We start from the raw sequence: 16,727 nt of genomic DNA, 5'->3' as shown, positions 1-16,727 counted from the left end.
GGCGTCCGCCGCCGCCAGGGGCTACGGAGTTGACAGGGCCGCCGCACGGGTATTGGTACGAAAAGCAATCGACATCAATAACATAGAGTTATTCCAATGTACGACGTCACCCGGCGCCAGCTGATGCATTTGGGCGTCGGCGCTGCCGGCGCCGCGATGCTGTCCGGCCTGCCGGTTCCGGCACGGGCCGAGGACCAGACGCTGGCGCTCTATAACGGCCAGCACCGCCCGCCCGTCGAGGCGCTCGTCGCCGCCTTCACCGCCGCCACCGGCATCGCGGTCGTCACCCGCAACGGCAACAGCGCCCAGCTCGCCAGCCAGTTGATCGAGGAGGGCGCCAATTCGCCCGCTGATGTCTTCTGGTCGGAAGAGAGCCCCTCGCTCGTCGCCATCGCCGAGAAGGGGCTGCTGGCGCCGCTCCAGGCCGAAACGCTGAAACAGATCCCGGCCAAGTATGCCGCCAGGGATGGGGCCTGGATCGGCGCCGGTGCGCGCAGCCGGGTCGTCGTCTACAACAAGTCGATGATCGAGGAATCGGCCCTGCCGAAGACCGTGCTCGATTTCGCCGGCGAGGCATGGACCGACAAGGTCGCCTTCGCGCCGAACAGCGGCGCGTTCCAGCAGCAGGTCGTCGCGGTGTCGCTGCTCAAGGGCCGCGATGTCGCGCTCGCCTGGCTCAAGGGGCTGCGCCAGCATGGCCGCATCTACAACAGCGATTCCGCCGCCGTCGAGGCCGTCGAGGGCGGCGATATCGCCGTGGCGCTCAGCAACAATTACTACTGGTACGCGCTCGAGCAGGAGCTCGGCCCCGAGAACATGAACTCGGCGCTCTATTTCATCGGCCAGGGGGATCCCGGCACGCTGATCACCGTGTCCGGCGCTGGCGTGCTGAAGACCTCGAAGAAGGCGGAAGCCGCGCAGCGCTTCGTCGCCTTCATGGTCAGCGCCGAGGGGCAGGCGGCGATCGTCGGCGCGATCGCCGAATATCCGCTGCGCCCCGGCGTCGTCTCCCCGTTCCCGCTGAAACCCTTCGATCAGCTCGATCCGGCCCCGCTCACGCCGGCCGATCTCGGCGATGCCGCCGAGGCGCTTGCCTTGCTGCGCGAGGCAGATCTCGCTTGACCAGCGCCGCCAGCGCTTCCGATGGTTCGTCCCGGCGCGGCGCGGCAGCCTCCGCGCCGGCCTCGCGCTGGCTCGTCGCGCTGGCGCTGATCCCGACCGCGCTGATCGCGCTGCCGGTCATCTATGTGCTGATGCGCTCCTGGGGCGCTGGCTGGCAGGCCATCTGGAGCGAACTGGCCCGGCCGCGCACGCTGAGGCTTCTCGGCAATACCGTCACGCTCTGCCTGTCGGTGACGTTCTTTGCCAGCCTGATCGGCTATGCGGCCGCCTGGTTCACCGAGCGTACCGATCTCCGGGGCAAATGGCTCTGGCGGGTGCTGTGCTGCCTGCCGCTCGCCATGCCGGCCTTCGTCGCCAGCTTCGCGTGGAAGTCGCTCGGCCCCTCCTTTCAGGGCATGCCCGGCGCCATCCTGATCCTCAGCATGGAGAGCTTCCCGCTCATCTTCCTGCCCGTGGCCGCCTCGCTGCGCAGCATGGATCCGGGCATGGAGGAGGTATCGCGCTCCCTCGGCAAGGGGCCGGGGACCACGTTCTGGAAGGTGACGCTGCCCCGGACCCTGCCGGCGCTTGGCGGTGGCGCGCTGCTGGTCGCCGCCCACATGCTGTCGGAGTTCGGCGCGCTGGCGCTGCTGCGTGTCCAGACCTTCACGACGGCGATCTTCCAGCAATATGAGCTGCAGTTCGACAATGCTTCGGCCGCCGTGCTCTCGGCGCTGCTGATGCTGCTCTGCCTGCCGGTCGCCTTTGGCGAGATGTGGCTGCGGCGCGGCGTCCGCTTCTCGAAGGTCGGCCGCAACACGGCGCGGCGCGGTTCGCCCGCCCGGCTCGGCCGCGCGCAGCCGCTCGTCATGCTGGGCTTCATCGCTGTCGCCATCGTGTCGCTCGGCGTTCCGTTCGGCCGGCTCGGTTACTGGCTGGTCAAGGGCGTCTCGGCCGGTCGCGGCCTCGACGCGCTCGGGCCCGCTCTGTTCGGCTCGCTGTCGCTGGCGCTGCCGGGAACCGTCGTCACGACGCTGATCGCCCTGCCGCTGGTCTTGCTGGTGCTGCGCAGCCGGGGCTTCTTCGCGCGCTTCGCCGACCGCCTGCCCTATGTCGTGCACGGCCTGCCGGGCCTCGTGGTCGCCCTGGCGCTGGTCTATCTGTCGATCCGGCTGCTGCCGGCGATCTACCAGACCCGCGCCGTGCTGTTCGCCGCCTACGCCATCCTGTTCCTGCCGCTCGCGCAATCGGCCATCCGCGCTTCGGCCGAGCTGGTGCCCCGCGAGCTCGAGGAGGTCGCTCGCACGCTGGGGCGCAGCCCGCTGCAGGCTTTTGTCTCGGTGACGCTGCCCTCGCTTGCGCCGGGCCTCGGCGCCGCTCTGGCGCTGGTTGCGCTGGAGCTGATGCGCGAGCTGACGGCGACGCTGATCCTGGCCCCGACCGGCGTCGTGACGCTCGCGACCGAGGTCTGGTCGCATACCAATGACAGCGCCTATGCCGCGGCGGCGCCCTTCGCGGCGCTGCTCGTGCTGATTTCAGGCATTCCGGTCTACATCTTCACGCTGCGGACGTTGCGCCCTCGGACGGATCATCAGGCGCTCTAAGCAACGTCGCAGAAGTTGTGGCCGATCGCGGCCCTTATGACTCTGGCCTTAACAATGGCAAAGAGTCGCCGCATTTATCATCCATGATGACGATGGATCGATGTTCTCCGTCATGATTCAATCTTGAGTGGTTTTGTTCGTTCCCTGTTTAGGTCATCTTTGACAGCAGGAAATATTAACCGAGAATAATTTTCGATCTGTTTTGGCGGGAGCGGGGGTTACGTGTCGAAACAAAGTAGAGATGAGTACCATGATCCATTCGGGCAAATCGAGCGCCGCCTTGCGCGTGCGCAGTCTCGCTGAGCTGACTGATTCCGGTCCGTCGACTCCCGCCGCCGAAGGCGTTTCGTCCCTGGAAGACCTCCGTCTGCAAGAAAGTTCCGATCTGAAGGCGCGGGTTTTCCCCAGGCTGGTCCAGCATCGTCCCGCGCCGGAGCCGGACACGTCCCTGTCGCAACTCGAGGATCTCGCGGCCGAACTCGAGGCGGCCCTGATGGGCGACCTGCGCCATGTCGCGACGCTATGGGAGCCCGAGACGCCGGAAGTTGCCAAGGCCGCCCCCCCCGCGCAGGCGGCCCTTCCCCTGATCCAGGCCGAATTCGAAGAAGACCGTCTCGCGGCGGAGCCGGCGCCCGACGCGCCGGCGCCGTCCGGACTGCCGCAGCAGGATCGGCTCGCCGTCGAACTGCTGCTGGCGCGAGGCCGGCGTCCCGACGCGTCGCCCAAGCCCGATGCCGGCGTGGCGGCCGTCGAACTGGAGGACCGGCTTGCCGGAGAACTGGCGCAGCGCCTCTCGATCGCCGTCGATGAGCTGCGCATCGCCGATGGCGAGGAGCCCACGCTCGACGCGGACCGGAGCGGCTATGGCGATGTCGCGCGTCGGCGCGGGGTACTGAACCGGCGGCTTCTCGGCGTTGTCGCCGCCCTCGCCCTCGTTGGTGGCGGTGCCCTGGCGACGATCCATGCCGTCTCTTCGTCCAGCGATGCGCTGGTTGCGAGCGAACTGGACAGTGTTTCCACGGCCGGGATCGCCAAGGCCGGGCCGGCCTTGCCCGCGCCCGCCGTCAAGCAGTCCTATGCGCGGGCGGCGGAAGACCAGTCGCTGCCGGAATCGCCGCAACTGCGTGGCGCCGACATGCTGGACACCATTCCCGGTTCCGCGCCGATGCTGGGCGCCGCCATGTTGCCGGGATCCGCCGTCAGCGGCCAGCCGGTGACGCCAAGCGTGCGCGCCGCCTATGCAGCGCCGGCCGTTCCGTCCCAGCCTGCGCCGAAGCCGGTGGCGGTTGAGACGGCGCCGGTGGATGAACCCGTTCCGACCGCCGATCCCGCGATCGCGGCTGTCGAGCCCGATATTGCCGCGCCCGACGCGGCCGTGCCGGCGGCGGCCCAATCCCCGGTCGAGCCGGTTGCGCCAGCTCCAGCCCGGAGCGTGGCGGCCGGGTCGCCCGCGCCGGGCCCTGCCCGGATCACCAGCGGCGTCAAGCTGCGCGGCAATCCGGACAATGGCGCCCCCACGGTCGGCCTGCTCAAGACGGGGGACCGGGTCCAGGTCGTTCAGTGCAAGGGATGGTGCGAGGTCGTCGTCGACGGCAAGCGCGGCTTCGTGTTCAAGAAGTTCCTCGCCTCCGTCAGCGGCTAGGCTGTGCTCCTCCCGCGGATCATCTCGCGGGAGGAGCGCCTCTTTCATATTGTCGCGCCTTGTTCGCTTGCGGACCGCCATTATGATTGTGTCGGAATGATTGCATCTGCTACGAGAAAGCAATCTGTACGAGGCGATCGAAGACGGACATGCAAGGGCAGGGATCGGACATACCGGGCACCATCGCGTACACGCAGCCGCGTGATCCCGAACGCTATCTTCGCGCCGTCGAAGTCCTGCTTTCGGCCGTGCAGGCCTTGTCGTTCACGCGTGAAGCGGGTCAGGTGCAGCGGATCGTCAAGACTGCGGCACGCCAATTGACGCGCAGCGACGGCGCCAGCTTCGTCCTGCGCGACGGCGCGGCCTGCCACTTCGTCGACGAGGATGCGATCGCCCCGCTCTGGAAGGGGCTTCGTGTGCCGCAGGAGAGCTGCATCGAAGGCTGGGCCATGCTGAACCGTCAGTCGGTTCAGGCCCAGGACGTCGCCGTCGACCCGCGTCTCAATGCTTCCGCCTATCAGGCGACCTTCATCCGCAGCCTCGCCGTGGTGCCGATCCGCACTCATGAACCCATCGGCGCCATCGGGGTCTACTGGGCCGAGGCCAACGCCCCGACCGACGACGATCTGCGCCTGCTGATCAAGCTCGCCGACGCCGCTTCTCTGGCGATCGAGAACATCCGCATTCATGGCGAGCTGGAGGAGCGGGTGCGCCTGCGCGCCGCCGAACTGGTCCAGGCCAAGGCCGATATCGAGGAACTCTCGATCACCGACGAGCTGACGGGCCTGCTCAACCGGCGCGGCTTTCGTCGCGCCGCCGAGACGATCCTGGCCAGCGGCAGTGGTTGCCAGATCGCGTTCATCGATGTCGACGGCCTGAAGAAGGTCAACGACAAGTTCGGCCACACGGTCGGCGACAGCCTGATCGCCGATTGCGCCAGCGTGCTGCGCGACAGCGTGCGGCAGTCCGATGTGGTGGGCCGGATGGGTGGCGACGAGTTCTGCGTTCTCGTTCAGGCGCCGCTCGCCCCGGCCGAAACCCTGCGCAACAGCCTTCGCACGCGGCTCGACTATTTCAACCGTCTGTCGCCGGCCCAGTGCACCCTGTCGATCAGCATCGGCATCGTCCAGGCGAAGCCGGGCGGCGGCGAATCGCTGGATGATCTGCTCAGCCATGCGGACGCGTTGATGTCGATGGAGAAGCATTCCAAGTCGATGTCGGAATCCCGCCACTAGGGTTTTGCGGACCAAGCGACGAGGCGATCCAGCCCCGCGCTGGTCGGTTTCGTGTTCATCCGCCGGGCCGGCGAAATCGTCAGATCATTCAAATTGCACGGATCGGTTTGTGAGTTTGCCAACGGCTGCGGCTGCCTTATCGCGTCAGTAGGACCGACAGGGCAGAACTCAATGTCGCTTGGAAAAAAGACCCGACTGCCGCGCAAGCCGACCCCCCCGCCGGCTGCGTTCTCGGACATGCGGAGGGTGGCCGGTTCGGGCGCGGCGGAGGCGGCGAGCCGGCCGGTGCGGCTGCTCGATCTGACGGTCGAGGAGCGCGCGGAACTGGAGCAAGCCAACGCGCTCGTCATCGACGGCGCCGGACGCGAGTGTTTTCGCGGTCTCTCCATCGCCGAATCGCTCGAATTCCTGGAACTCCGGCGTATCGGACTCGACAATGACGACCAGAGCTTCCTGAAGCTGGTGCTGCTGGGCGATCTGCACGAAGCCGCCCAGAGACGCCTCTCCCCCTAGACCGGCTGCGCGCCCTGCGGCGATCGCGCGAGAGCGCGATCCCGTTCTTCCGTCGAGGCGAATGTGGCCGGGCGGCCCGGCGAGCCGGCGGTCAGGCCTTCTGCAGCAGGATCCAGCCTGGGAAGGCGCATTCGAACGCGGTCGCCGCCGAGACGGGCACCCCGGCTTCCAGCTTGAGCGCGGCAATGCGCGAGGAATCCCAGCCGGCGACAAGCAGGTGGTCGCCCTGCACCAGCAGATGCTGCGGCCAGAACACGCTCGAATCGATCTCCGAGACCAGCTTTGGCGTTTCCCCCGACACGTCGAAAGTCGCGATCGTATCGTTGCCGCGATTGGCGAAATAGACGAAGCGGCCATCGGCCGAGCGCTGGATGTCGCCGGGGTAGTTGCGGCGGTGGCGCGTGCGGGCGGGGCCCGGCCGCGTCGTGCTCGGCACGCTTACCCAGTCCTCCACCGGCGCGCCGGGCTTGCCGACCAGAAGGTTGGAGCCCAGCTCGCCGCTGACGGCAAGGCGTCCATCCGGTAGTACGACGGCATGGCGTGGTCCGCACCCGGCGGGAAGCCTGGTCAACCGCGTCTCCGTCAGCGCCGCCGATCCCGGCTGTGCCGGATCGACGTGGAATTCGCGGATGGAATCGTCGCCGAGATCGATGATGAACAGCGTCTCGCCGACGAAGAAGGCCTGGTGCGGATGCGCGTCATCCTGCCGGTCGAGTTCCGGACCGCTGCCGGAAAGCTTCACCAGCGCGATCTCGCCGTCGAAGCTGCCATCGGCGGCGAGCCGCTGCAGGCCGAGCGTACTGGTCGTGTAGTTGGTGAAGACCAGCAGCGTCCCCGTGGGATCGACCGTCAGGTGACAGGGCTCGGCGCCGCCGCTCTTCTTCTCGCCGATGGTTTCAGCCTTGTCGCCCGTGATCCGCCACGCATGGATCTCGCCATCCATGCCGGCCCGCGACGTGCCGTAGATGACCGGCAGCGTCGGGTGGGAAGCCAGCGCGGAAAGCTGCTCGGCACGCCCCAGCGTCTCGCCGGTCCAGACGCCGTCCTTCTCGACCCATCGGGTGAGGCCGTGCAGTTCAAAGACGCCGCGCGAGGCGACGAAAAGCGCCTCGCTGGCCGCGAGCCTGAAGTCCGACATGTTTGGTCTCCCCGATCGAATGTCCGCCTTGGCCGAAGCCTAGATCAAATTTCCGGGCCCAGAAACCGGGCTCACACTTTCCCCGCTCCCCGAGGGGGAAGGGGAAAGTGTGCAGTCCGTCCCCGTTAAGCCGGCTGCTACTCCGACGAGCCCGGCCCGAAACCTTCCCAGCTGCCGGCGAGCTTGCCGTCCTGGAGGATGGCGGCGCGGCGCAGCATGGCGAAGGCCATGCAGACATGGTTCGGCACGATCTCCAGCCGGGTGCCGACCGGCAGCGGCGTCGGTTCCCCCTCGCCCTGCCAGCGCAGCCAGCCATGCTCTTCCGACATCTTGTCGATGACCCAGCCCGGCGCGTTCACGATCATGCCCATGCCAGGATATTCGTGCCGGTGCGCGGCGGCCGGAACGAGGTCGGTCGAGAGCGATTTCGAGCCGGCGTCGATGCAGGCGCGGTCGGGATCGGGATGGCTGATCACCGTGCCGATCACCCGCACGGCGACGGTGTCGAGCGTGGCATTGCCGAGCGCGATCTGGCCGACATCGTTGAAGGCATAGATGCCGGGGCGGATCTGGGTGACGCCCGGCACATGGGCGACGGCGCGGGCCGAGGCCGAGGCCCCGAGCGAGACGATCGGCAGCGCAATGCCTTCGGCGCGGATCGCCTTGGCGACGTCGACCATCAGTTCGCCGGCGGCGACCGCGCGCGCTTCGAGGTCGGCCCTGTCCCTGGCGCCATAGGTGGCGCCCTCATGCGTGTAGATCCCGACCAGATCGACGCCCGGGGCGGCGGCGATCGCCTTGGCGACCTCGACCACCTTGGCCGGCGAGACGCCCTCGCGGCCGAGGCCGGAATCGATCGCCAGCATCATGCGCGCCTTCTCGCCCGCTGCCGCGAACACGGCGCCGATGCTCGCTGCCGCATCGACGCTGTCGGTCGCGAACAGGGCGTCGCACCGCCGCGAGAGCGCCAGCGCCCGCGCGCCATTCTCGGCGCCAAAGATCGGGTTGGCGACGAACAGCCGCCCGATTCCGGCATCGGCGAAGGCCTCCGCCTCGCCCAGCTTGGCGACGCAGAGGCCATGCGCGCCGCGCTCGATCTGTCGGCGCCCGGCATCGGCCATGCGGTGCGTCTTGGCATGCGGATAGAGTTCGACGCCAGCCGAGCGGGCGATCGCCGCCATCTCGTCGAGATTGCGGTCGAGCACGTCGAGATCCAGCACCAGGCCGGGCGTGGCCACGGGGATGTCGGTCCAGTCGGAGGCGGTAAGGGCAGCGGACATATCGGGTACCTTCGGAGGAAGCGGGATCAGGACGGCATGCGGATGACGCGGCCGGAGCGGACGCCGGTCATGGCGCCATCCTGCAGCGCCAGTTCGCCATTGACCATGACGTGGAAAATGCCCGAGGCGGCCTGGCGCGGCACCTCATAGGTGGCGTTCGCCTTCACCGTCATGTGGTCGAAGACGACGATATCCGCCCTGGCGCCGACCGCGATGCGGCCGCGATCGGGCTGGCGCAGGCGGTTTGCCGCCGTGCTCGTCATGTGGCGGATGCATTCGGCCAAGGTCAGAACCTTTTCCTCGCGCACATAGGTTTCCAGCATGCGCGGGAAGGTGCCCCAGGAGCGCGGATGCGGCCGGTCGCCGACCAGGATGCCGTCGCTGCCGACCGTATGCTCGTCGCGCTGCATCAGCGCGCGCACATGGTCCTCGTGGCCGATGAAGAACACGCACGGCGCGCTGCGCTCGGTGGCGACCAGGATGTCGAGCGCGAACTCGGCCGGGCTCTTGCCAACTTTTTCGGCGGCGGCGGCGAGATCGCTCTCCATCACCCATTCGAGTTCCGGCGCGCCGGGCGTGCCGACGACATGCACCGTCGACCAGTTGACGGTCAGGCCCTGGTGTCCGTCCGAGCCGGTGACGTCGAGCGCCTCGATGATCTTCGCGCGATCTTCGGGCGAGCGGAGCCGGGCCATCTGTTCCTCGCCGGTGCCGGCCAGCGCCCAGCTCGGCAGTTGCGACAGCAGCGTCGTCATGCCGGCGAGATAGGGATAGCTGTCGAAGGTCAGGTCGACGCCGTCGGCGATGGCATCGTCCAGCATCTTCAGGAGTTCCGGCAGCTTGCCGCGATTGCATTCGAAGGAGAGATGCGTGTGGGCGAGATGCAGCGCGACGCCGGAGCGCCGCGCGATGTCGAAGCATTCGCGATAGCCGCCGAGCGCATCGAGGCCGTAATTGCGGTGGTGCGGGCAGTAGAAGCCGCCATATTCGGCGACGACTTCGCAGAGCGCGACCAGTTCGTCGGTGTCGGAGTACATCGCCGGCACATAGGTGAGGCCCGTCGAGAGTCCGACGCCGCCTTCCTCGAGCGCGGTGCGCAGCAGCGCCTTCATCTGCTCCAGCTCGTCCGGTGTGGCGAGGCGGGGTGCGTTGCCCATGACGAGCATGCGCAGATTGCCATGCGGCACGAGATAGGCGGTGTTGACGGCGGTATTGCCGTCGAGACGCTGCAGATAGTCGGCGACCGAGCGCCAGTTCCAGTCGAAGCCCGGCGGGTCGTCGTTCCAGCCCTTCAGCTGGGCGCGGAGTTCGGCCAGCGTCGCCTCGTCGATCGGCGCATAGCTCAAGCCGTCCTGGCCGAGAACCTCGGTCGTCACGCCCTGCGTGATCTTGGAGGTGTGGTCGGGCTGGACCAGAACCTGAAGATCGGAATGGGTGTGCATGTCGATGAAGCCGGGGGCGAGGATCAGCCCGTCAATGGCGATGGTGCGGTCGGCTTCGAGCGTCTCAGTGCCGTCGGTGATGCGGACGATCCGGTCGTCTTGCACCAGCACGTCGCCGCGCACGGGATCGGAGCCGAGGCCATCGACGAGGATGCCGCCGGAAAAAAGCGTGGTCTTCGAGGTCATGCTGTGGGGATCCGTATTGTCTGTCCGGTGCGGGCGCTTTCGTAGATGGCGTCCGTGACGGCGACGACATGCGCCGCGAGGGTGGCGGTCAGGCCCGTGGGGGCGGGTGCGCCGAGCGCGCATTCGATCAGCGCCCGGGTCGGGGCGCCGGAATCATAGAGGCCGGAAGCTTCGGCCTCGCCATATTCGACGACGTCGCCGTTCGCCCGCACCAGGCGGACATGGTCGGCGATGGAATCGAGCCAGATCTGGCCCTTGTCGCCATAGAGCGCGAGGTGCCATTGCGGCCGGGCGAGATAGGGATGGGTCGAGGCGCTGCTGATCGCGGCCATGCCGCCGCCGGCGAATTCGGCGCTGACGCTGGCATGCAGGTCGATCTCGCGCCCCGGCGGATAGGTGCTGGCGCTGACCGCGACGATCGGTTCGCCGGCCAGCCACTCGATCAGGCCGAGCTGATGCGACATCGACACGGCGGCTGAACCGCCGCCAGAGATCTTTCGGTCGGTATAGGTGGAGGCGGCCGAATTGCCGTCGCCGCCCCAGCCGCCATCGGTGCCGCCCAGCAGCAGGGCGCGCGTATTGACGGCGAGATGCATGGTCAGATGCTCGATCCGGCCGATCTCGCCGGCATCGATCAGCGCCTTCGACAGCGCGAAGCAGGGCGCCGCCGGCCAGCCGAAGCCGACCAGCAGGATTCGGCCGACCCGTTCGGCGGTGTCGCGCATCCGGCTCGCGGCGCCGGCCTCCAGCGCGAAGGGCTTTTCAACCAACACATGCGCGCCCGCTTCGAGCGCCGCGATCACCTGCTCTTCATGCGCCACCGGCGGGCTGGAGACGACGACGACATCGGGCTTCTGGGCCAGCACGTCGCGCCAGTCGCTGAACGCCAGGGGCACGTCGAAAGCGGCGGCGAGGGTTCTGGCCGTTGTCTCGTTCAGGCTCGACAGCGCCACCAGCTCGACGTCCGGATGGGCGGCGAGCGCCGGCAGGTGGCTCGATTGCGACCATGAGCCGGCGCTGATCACGGCGGCGCGGAGAGGCTGCGTCATTTCACGGCTCCGGCGGTCAGCGCGCCGACGACATGGCGCTGGAAGATGATGACCAGCACGACCGGCGGGATCATCGACATGACGGTAGCCGCGGCCAGCGCATTCCAGTTGAACTGCTGCACGGACTGGAAGCCGGCCAGCAGCGGCGGGACGGTCAACTGGTTGGTGAGCACCAGCGAATAGAAGAACTCGCTCCACGCCTCGAGAAAGATCAGCACGCCGGCGGCGACGAGGCCAGGGCGGGCGAGCGGCACGACGATGATCCAGAGCGTCTGAAGCCGGGAAGCGCCGTCGATCTTGGCCGCTTCCTCGATCTCGCGCGGCAACTGATCAAAGTAGTTCTTCAGGATCATGATCGCCAGCGGCAGCGTGAACACGTTGTAGCTGACGATGAGTGCCCAGGGCGTGTTCAGGATGCCGGTAATGCGGAAGGCGACGAAGAACGGCCCGATGATGGCGATCGCCGGCACGACGCGGGAGATGATGATCGAAAGCTCGAACAGCCGCGAGCCGCGGAACGGGTAGCGCGACAGGCCATAGGCGGCGAGCCCGGCGATGGTGAGGTTGAGCACCACAAGGACGGAACTGACGAAGAAGCTCTGGCCGATCGCCGGCAGCAGTCGGGCGCCGATATCGGTGCTTCCGAAGCCCTTCGACCCCGTCGAGCCGGTGAGCACGGAGAGATAGTTGTCGAAGGTGATGCTGCCCGGCACCATCGGAAACGGCTTCACGCCGAGTTGGGCCGGGGTGATCAGGCTGGAGACGACGAGATACCAGACCGGCAGCAGGATCCAGATCGCGAAGACGGCGACGCAGAGATAGATCCCGCAGCTGGCGGCGAAGCTGCGCTGCCGGCCGCTGGCGGTCGCGGCCTTGGACAGACGCCGTGGCGCGATGGAGGCGAGGGCGGTCATGCGGGTTGGCTCCCCCGGGCGTAAAGCAGCTTGACGGTGATCAGCCCGCCGGCGAGCGCGACGAAGCCGAGAATGACGGCGAGCGCCGAGCCGAGGCCGATCTGGGTCACGCCGAAGAGCTGGCGATAGATCAGGATCGACAGCACCTGGGTGGCGTCGCCCGGCCCGCCTTGCGTCATGGCGAAGATCACGTCGAACTGCAGGAAGGCGTAGATGACGTTGAGCACGGTGACGGTGACGAGCGCCGGCCGCAGCCAGGGCAGGGTGATGTTGCGGAAGCGCTGCCAGAGATTGGCGCCGTCGAGCGAAGCCGCCTCGTTCAGGTCGCCCGGCAGGGTCTGCAGGCCGGCCAGCAGCAGGATGCCGGCGAAGCTTGCCTGGCGCCAGACGGCGGCGATGATGGTGATCGCGAGCGCCGAATTCGGGTCGGAAAGGAAGTCGTGATAGTCGCTCGTCGCGCCTATCATCAGCAGCACGGCGTTGAGCCCGCCGACGCTGCCATCGGCGAACCACTTCCACAGGATGCCGATCATCAGCCAGGGCGTCGCCCAGGGGATGATCAGTAGCGCGCGGGCGAGGCCCCGTCCGATGAAAGGCTGGTTGAGCAGCAGCGCCATGGCGAGGCCGATCAGCGTCGAGAGAACCACGAAGCCGACCGAGAACAGGAAGGTCACCCAGGCCGAGCGCCAGAACACCGAGCTGCCGAGCACGATGGTGTAGTTCTCCAGCCCCACGAACGGGCCGAGGCTGCGGCCGTTGGCCGGGACGTCGTGCAGGCTATAGAGGATGGTGAGGATCGTGGGCACCAGCAGCAGGACGGCCAGCAGGATGCCGGCCGGCGCCGTCAGCCTGAATCCGAAGCGCCGGTCGTCGCGCGTCAGGGCGTTGCTGGAAAGGGAGGAGGCCGTCAAGGTCGCATCCTTCGGGCAAGGTCAGGGATTGCCGGTGCCGGGCGCGGGGGCGGTGCTGTCGCCCGGTCCCGCCTCCGTCCCGCTTTTCGCTTTGCTGCTCGGGACAGATCCACGCTTGGTGGACTGGCCCGCCTCTCGCCGGGGAGAGGTGAGGGAGCGGCCGCCTTAGAGGCTGCGGCCCTTCTGGGCCGCGTTCGCCGCCGCCGTCAGGGCCTCGACCGTCTGCTTCGGCGTCGCCTGGCCGAGCAGCAGCGCGTGCACGACGTCGCCGACCTTGGCCTGGAAGTCCGGATACCAGGGAAGCGTGCGCGCCGGCACGACCTTGGAGCCGGTCTCGAAGGTCTTCGAGATCAGCGGCAGGTCATAATAGTCGGGGAAGGCGGCGATCACGTCTGGGTCGGTGAAGAAGCCGGGATAGGGCGCGGCGAGGCCGGCGGCCTTGGCCCACTGGTTGAACACGCTGAACTTCCCGGCCGAATCCTTCCAGCCATAGAACTTCATCAAATCCCAGGCCGCCTCGCGCCGGGCGGGGTCCTCGCCGGCGCCGAGCTGCAGCACTTCGCCGATCTGGAACGTGTGGTTCGTCCCGCCGATCGGCCCCTGCATGACATGGGCCGATTCCGGGCCGCCAAGGCTGCGGATCGAGGACAGGAAGTAGTGATGCAGCACGAAGAAGGCCGCTTCGCCCTGGGCCATCTGGTTGGAAAGCTTGCCTGGGTCGTCGTTCAGCACCGATTTGGGCGCCAGCCCGTCCTGATACATGGCCTGCCACCATTCGAAGACGCCCTCGGTCTTCGGGTCGTCGGCGAAGACCGGCTTGCCGGCGGCGTCGAAGGCGGTGACGCCCTCGTTCAGCAGATAGGTGTGCAGGTATTCCTCGCAGAATTCCTTGACCCAATAGGCGACATAGGGCGAGGCGACGACGTTCTTGTCCTTCAGCGTCTTCGACGCGTCATAGACCTCCTTCAGCGTCTGCGGCGCGGCGGCGATGCCGGCATCCCCAAGCATGCGCTGGTTGTAGTGCATCATGTGGACGGCGGAGAAATAGGGGGCGCTGATGATGTCGCCGGCCGCGTTCACATAAGCCGCGCGCGCGCTTTCGAACATGTCGCCGACCATGTCGTCGACGCCCGGCAGGCCATTCAGCTTCGAGGCCCAGCCCTGGTCGATGAACTTCTGCGAATTGTAGGCGAAGTTGTAATAGAGATCGATCGCGTCGCCGCCGCGCAGGCGCGTCTGCAGGGCGGGCGAATAGCCGAGATTGGGGATCACGGCGACATTGACCGTCGGGTTGCCCTTGGCGGTCCACTCGCCGACCAGCGTCTTGATCGTGTCGGGCTGAAAATCCCAGGCGAGCATGTCGAGCGAGCCGGTGAAGCCGGCGGCCTCGGCGCGGCCGGCCAGACCCGGCGCCAGGAGGGCGGCCATCGCGCTGGCGCCGCCGGCCTTCAGAAAGGCGCGCCGATCGAGGCCGCCTGAAACGGTCTTCGCTGTATCTCTGGTCTTCATGGTGAACCCCTTCCCTTGGATGGTCTTCCGCGTCGTCGCGCGGAAGGGCGGCGCGGCCGTCCTTCCCGTCGTCCCGTTCCGCGGACTGTTGCCGTCCGTCGGAGCCGGTCTTCGCCTTGTCGTCCCGGCCGGGCGAGGGTGCGTTGCCACGTCCCGCCCCTTGGCCGAAATCCGCTCGCCGATGGTTGTCGGCAGCCTGTCTCGGGTTGTCAGCCTGGGCGCCGAGGGGGCCCTCCGCCCCCGTTTCCGCGCCTCGCCGCGCCCCCCGAAACGTCACGCTATGGCAGGCGCTATCAAATATCAACGCATAATATTGTCCGTAAAATCATCATATGATGCCTCCGTATTCACGGGCTGACGGGCCGGTTTTCCCGTGCGATCCGGCCCCGTGGAGGGCGCAGCAAGGTGTGGTGAGCCGTCTTTGCAGGGGTTGTTGGTCAAGCGCGACCGTTTGGCGTACATCTGGAGGGGGTGATGCTTGCCATGGGCGGCATGGCTTCGCGAACGTCGCTTGAACAGGAGGCGGATTTGCGCGGCCCACAGGGCGGGAAGACAGCGGCGGCGGCAATCTTGCCGACGCCTGTGGCGGACATTGCCACCGATTGCGAAATCGAACTCAAGCTGACCTGCCGCGATCCCTCGCAGATCGCCGCGGTCGCCACGGCGCCGATCCTCGCCGGTATCGGCGAATGGCGCACGCGCCAGCTTCTCTCGACCTATTACGACACCGACGCGATGCTGCTGCGCCAGTCCGGATATACGCTGCGGGTGCGCGAGGACAGGGGTCGCTTCGTCATGACCGTCAAGGCGCAGCGGGGCGTTGGGCTGACCCGGTTCGAGCGCGAGGAAGCGGTGGCCTCCGCTTCGATCGATGGCGCGATGCTGAGCCGGCTTCTGCCTGTCGATATTGCCGATGCGCTGGGCGCCGCGCCGCTCCGGCCCCTGTTCACGGCGCGGATCGAGCGGCGGCAGGTGACGCTGGATTTTGCCGGCTCGACCATAGAGGTCGCCTTGGACCGGGGCCAGATCCTTGCCGGCGAGCGCGCGGAGCCGGTCGCCGAGGTCGAGCTGGAACTGAAGCGCGGCTCGGTGACCGCGCTCTACGAACTGGCGCTGGAGTTGTCGAACCATGCGCCGCTCGTGCCGAGCGGGAGGACGAAGTCCGATCGCGGCTTCGCGCTCGCTCTGGGCGGGCCCGGTCGGGAGGCGGCGAACGAGGTTCGCCTCACCCGCAAGATGTCGCGCGATCAGGCGCTCGGCGCCCTCTTGGGCCCGGCCCTGATGCAGGCCGTCGATCACGTGCCGCGCGTGGCCGATCCCGCCGACGCGGAAGGGGTGCATGGCATGCGCATCGCGCTGCGGCACATCCGCATGGCGCTGTGGCTGGTGAAGCGAAGCGAGGGCGGCCTGTTGGCGGGGGTGCTGGCGGACGAGGTTCGCTGGCTGGCCGGAGAGCTTGGCGACGCCCGCGACTGGGATGTTCTGGCACGGGAGATCGTGCCGGCCGCGACCTCGGCGGGTTTGGAGCGGGCCGGCTTCCGCGCGCTGGTGCAGCGTATCGAGCAGCACCGTGCGCTTGCGCATGAGCAGGCGGCCGAGGCGGTGACCAGCGGCCGGGCCGGGCGCCTGCTGCTCAGCCTCGGCCTCTGGACCAGCCGGCATGGCTGGCGCGACACCGAACCCGACGGGGAAGCCCGCTTCGCAAAACCGATCAAGGGATTCGCGAGAAGGACGCTCGCGGACCTGCATCGGCAGGTTCTGCGACGCGGCCGCAAGTTCGATCGGCTGGATGCCGAGGGGCGGCATCATCTGCGGATCCGGGTGAAGTCGCTCGCCTATGCGGCCGATCTGTTTCTGCCGATCGTCCAGAAGCGCAAGGCGGCGCGCCGCCACGTCGCCACCCTGAAACGTCTTCAGGATCAGCTCGGGCGGCTCAACGACGCGATCCGGGCCTCGGAGTTGCTGAACCAGCTCGCCGAGGAAGGCCTGTCCCTCGCGGCGCGGCGTGCCACGGACATCGTCCTGGCCCGGCAGCATGTCACGCTGACGGAAGGCGAGGTGGCGCTGCGCCGCCGCTGGCTGGATTTCACGCGGACCTTCGAAGCGGGCCGCACGCGCAAGCGGCGTGCGGGCTGACGGGGCGTGTCGCGCGACCACCCTTCGCTTGGCCGCCTTCGGGCGGAGCGCGATTGACCGTCCTGCC

Annotated in this window: 13 protein-coding genes; 6 read left to right on the top strand and 7 right to left on the bottom strand. The window is 67.8% G+C overall.

Annotated features, from left to right (window positions below; all coding sequences use genetic code 11):
* Window positions 1-96 precede the first annotated feature (96 nt).
* The 5 genes from OSH10_RS20890 (at window position 97) to OSH10_RS20870 (ending at window position 6,095) form a co-directional block, all read left to right on the top strand.
* Window positions 97-1,122, top strand: coding sequence for an extracellular solute-binding protein (locus OSH10_RS20890; RefSeq protein WP_266334330.1), 1,026 nt, complete (start codon window positions 97-99; stop codon window positions 1,120-1,122).
* Window positions 1,119-2,705: an ABC transporter permease gene (locus OSH10_RS20885; RefSeq protein ID WP_266334328.1), complete on the top strand. Its 1,587-nt coding sequence runs from the start codon at window positions 1,119-1,121 to the stop codon at window positions 2,703-2,705. Before OSH10_RS20890 ends, OSH10_RS20885 begins: the two co-directional genes overlap by 4 nt.
* Window positions 2,706-2,946: 241 nt before the next feature.
* The gene (locus OSH10_RS20880; RefSeq protein ID WP_266334326.1) at window positions 2,947-4,347 is read left to right on the top strand and encodes an SH3 domain-containing protein; all 1,401 of its coding nucleotides are present in this window, start codon (window positions 2,947-2,949) and stop codon (window positions 4,345-4,347) included.
* A gap of 149 nt (window positions 4,348-4,496) precedes the next feature.
* Window positions 4,497-5,582, top strand: coding sequence for a GGDEF domain-containing protein (locus OSH10_RS20875; RefSeq protein WP_266334324.1), 1,086 nt, complete (start codon window positions 4,497-4,499; stop codon window positions 5,580-5,582).
* Between the two features lie 171 nt (window positions 5,583-5,753).
* Window positions 5,754-6,095, top strand: coding sequence for a hypothetical protein (locus tag OSH10_RS20870; protein WP_266334322.1), 342 nt, complete (start codon window positions 5,754-5,756; stop codon window positions 6,093-6,095).
* 91 nt (window positions 6,096-6,186) lie between these two features.
* Here OSH10_RS20870 and OSH10_RS20865 read toward each other — a convergent pair whose 3' ends face one another.
* The 7 genes from OSH10_RS20865 to OSH10_RS20835 all read right to left on the bottom strand — a co-directional run bounded on the left by OSH10_RS20865 (window position 6,187) and on the right by OSH10_RS20835 (window position 14,524).
* Window positions 6,187-7,233, bottom strand: coding sequence for a lactonase family protein (locus tag OSH10_RS20865; protein ID WP_266334320.1), 1,047 nt, complete (start codon window positions 7,231-7,233; stop codon window positions 6,187-6,189).
* A 137-nt stretch (window positions 7,234-7,370) separates the two neighbouring features.
* Window positions 7,371-8,513 (bottom strand): alanine racemase, encoded by a 1,143-nt coding sequence (locus OSH10_RS20860; protein WP_266334318.1) that lies wholly within the window; start codon window positions 8,511-8,513, stop codon window positions 7,371-7,373.
* A gap of 26 nt (window positions 8,514-8,539) precedes the next feature.
* Window positions 8,540-10,141, bottom strand: coding sequence for an N-acyl-D-amino-acid deacylase family protein (locus OSH10_RS20855; RefSeq protein ID WP_266334316.1), 1,602 nt, complete (start codon window positions 10,139-10,141; stop codon window positions 8,540-8,542).
* Window positions 10,138-11,190, bottom strand: a complete 1,053-nt coding sequence (locus OSH10_RS20850) for a Gfo/Idh/MocA family protein (RefSeq protein WP_266334314.1) — start codon at window positions 11,188-11,190, stop codon at window positions 10,138-10,140. The genes OSH10_RS20855 and OSH10_RS20850 overlap by 4 nt, the downstream gene beginning before the upstream one ends.
* On the bottom strand, window positions 11,187-12,104 hold the full coding sequence (locus OSH10_RS20845) for a carbohydrate ABC transporter permease (RefSeq protein ID WP_266334312.1): 918 nt from the start codon (window positions 12,102-12,104) through the stop codon (window positions 11,187-11,189). Before OSH10_RS20845 ends, OSH10_RS20850 begins: the two co-directional genes overlap by 4 nt.
* A complete protein-coding gene (locus tag OSH10_RS20840) occupies window positions 12,101-13,015 on the bottom strand; it encodes a carbohydrate ABC transporter permease (protein ID WP_266334310.1) in 915 nt (304 codons plus the stop codon). The genes OSH10_RS20845 and OSH10_RS20840 overlap by 4 nt, the downstream gene beginning before the upstream one ends.
* A 165-nt stretch (window positions 13,016-13,180) precedes the next feature.
* Window positions 13,181-14,524, bottom strand: a complete 1,344-nt coding sequence (locus tag OSH10_RS20835; RefSeq protein ID WP_266334308.1) for an ABC transporter substrate-binding protein — start codon at window positions 14,522-14,524, stop codon at window positions 13,181-13,183.
* A 483-nt stretch (window positions 14,525-15,007) separates the two neighbouring features.
* Here OSH10_RS20835 and OSH10_RS20830 point away from each other — a divergent pair, with 483 nt between their 5' ends.
* On the top strand, window positions 15,008-16,660 hold the full coding sequence (locus OSH10_RS20830) for a CYTH and CHAD domain-containing protein (protein ID WP_266334306.1): 1,653 nt from the start codon (window positions 15,008-15,010) through the stop codon (window positions 16,658-16,660).
* Window positions 16,661-16,727: the final 67 nt, after the last annotated feature.

This window comes from Kaistia defluvii (assembly GCF_026343955.1).
GTDB lineage: Bacteria > Pseudomonadota > Alphaproteobacteria > Rhizobiales > Kaistiaceae > Kaistia > Kaistia defluvii.
The sequence above is the reverse complement of the archived record's forward strand: the minus strand, read 5'-3'. Positions and strand labels throughout refer to the sequence as shown.

Bases quoted from the DNA above. Each gene is read 5' to 3' on its own strand.
- OSH10_RS20850 (WP_266334314.1), bottom strand. From the start codon at position 11,190: ATGACGCAGCCTCTCCGCGCCGCCGTGATCAGCGCCGGCTCATGGTCG.
- OSH10_RS20855 (WP_266334316.1), bottom strand. From the start codon at position 10,141: ATGACCTCGAAGACCACGCTTTTTTCCGGCGGCATCCTCGTCGATGGC.
- OSH10_RS20835 (WP_266334308.1), bottom strand. From the start codon at position 14,524: ATGAAGACCAGAGATACAGCGAAGACCGTTTCAGGCGGCCTCGATCGG.
- OSH10_RS20875 (WP_266334324.1), top strand. From the start codon at position 4,497: ATGCAAGGGCAGGGATCGGACATACCGGGCACCATCGCGTACACGCAG.
- OSH10_RS20865 (WP_266334320.1), bottom strand. From the start codon at position 7,233: ATGTCGGACTTCAGGCTCGCGGCCAGCGAGGCGCTTTTCGTCGCCTCG.
- OSH10_RS20845 (WP_266334312.1), bottom strand. From the start codon at position 12,104: ATGACCGCCCTCGCCTCCATCGCGCCACGGCGTCTGTCCAAGGCCGCG.
- OSH10_RS20880 (WP_266334326.1), top strand. From the start codon at position 2,947: ATGAGTACCATGATCCATTCGGGCAAATCGAGCGCCGCCTTGCGCGTG.
- OSH10_RS20860 (WP_266334318.1), bottom strand. From the start codon at position 8,513: ATGTCCGCTGCCCTTACCGCCTCCGACTGGACCGACATCCCCGTGGCC.
- OSH10_RS20890 (WP_266334330.1), top strand. From the start codon at position 97: ATGTACGACGTCACCCGGCGCCAGCTGATGCATTTGGGCGTCGGCGCT.
- OSH10_RS20870 (WP_266334322.1), top strand. From the start codon at position 5,754: ATGTCGCTTGGAAAAAAGACCCGACTGCCGCGCAAGCCGACCCCCCCG.
- OSH10_RS20830 (WP_266334306.1), top strand. From the start codon at position 15,008: ATGGGCGGCATGGCTTCGCGAACGTCGCTTGAACAGGAGGCGGATTTG.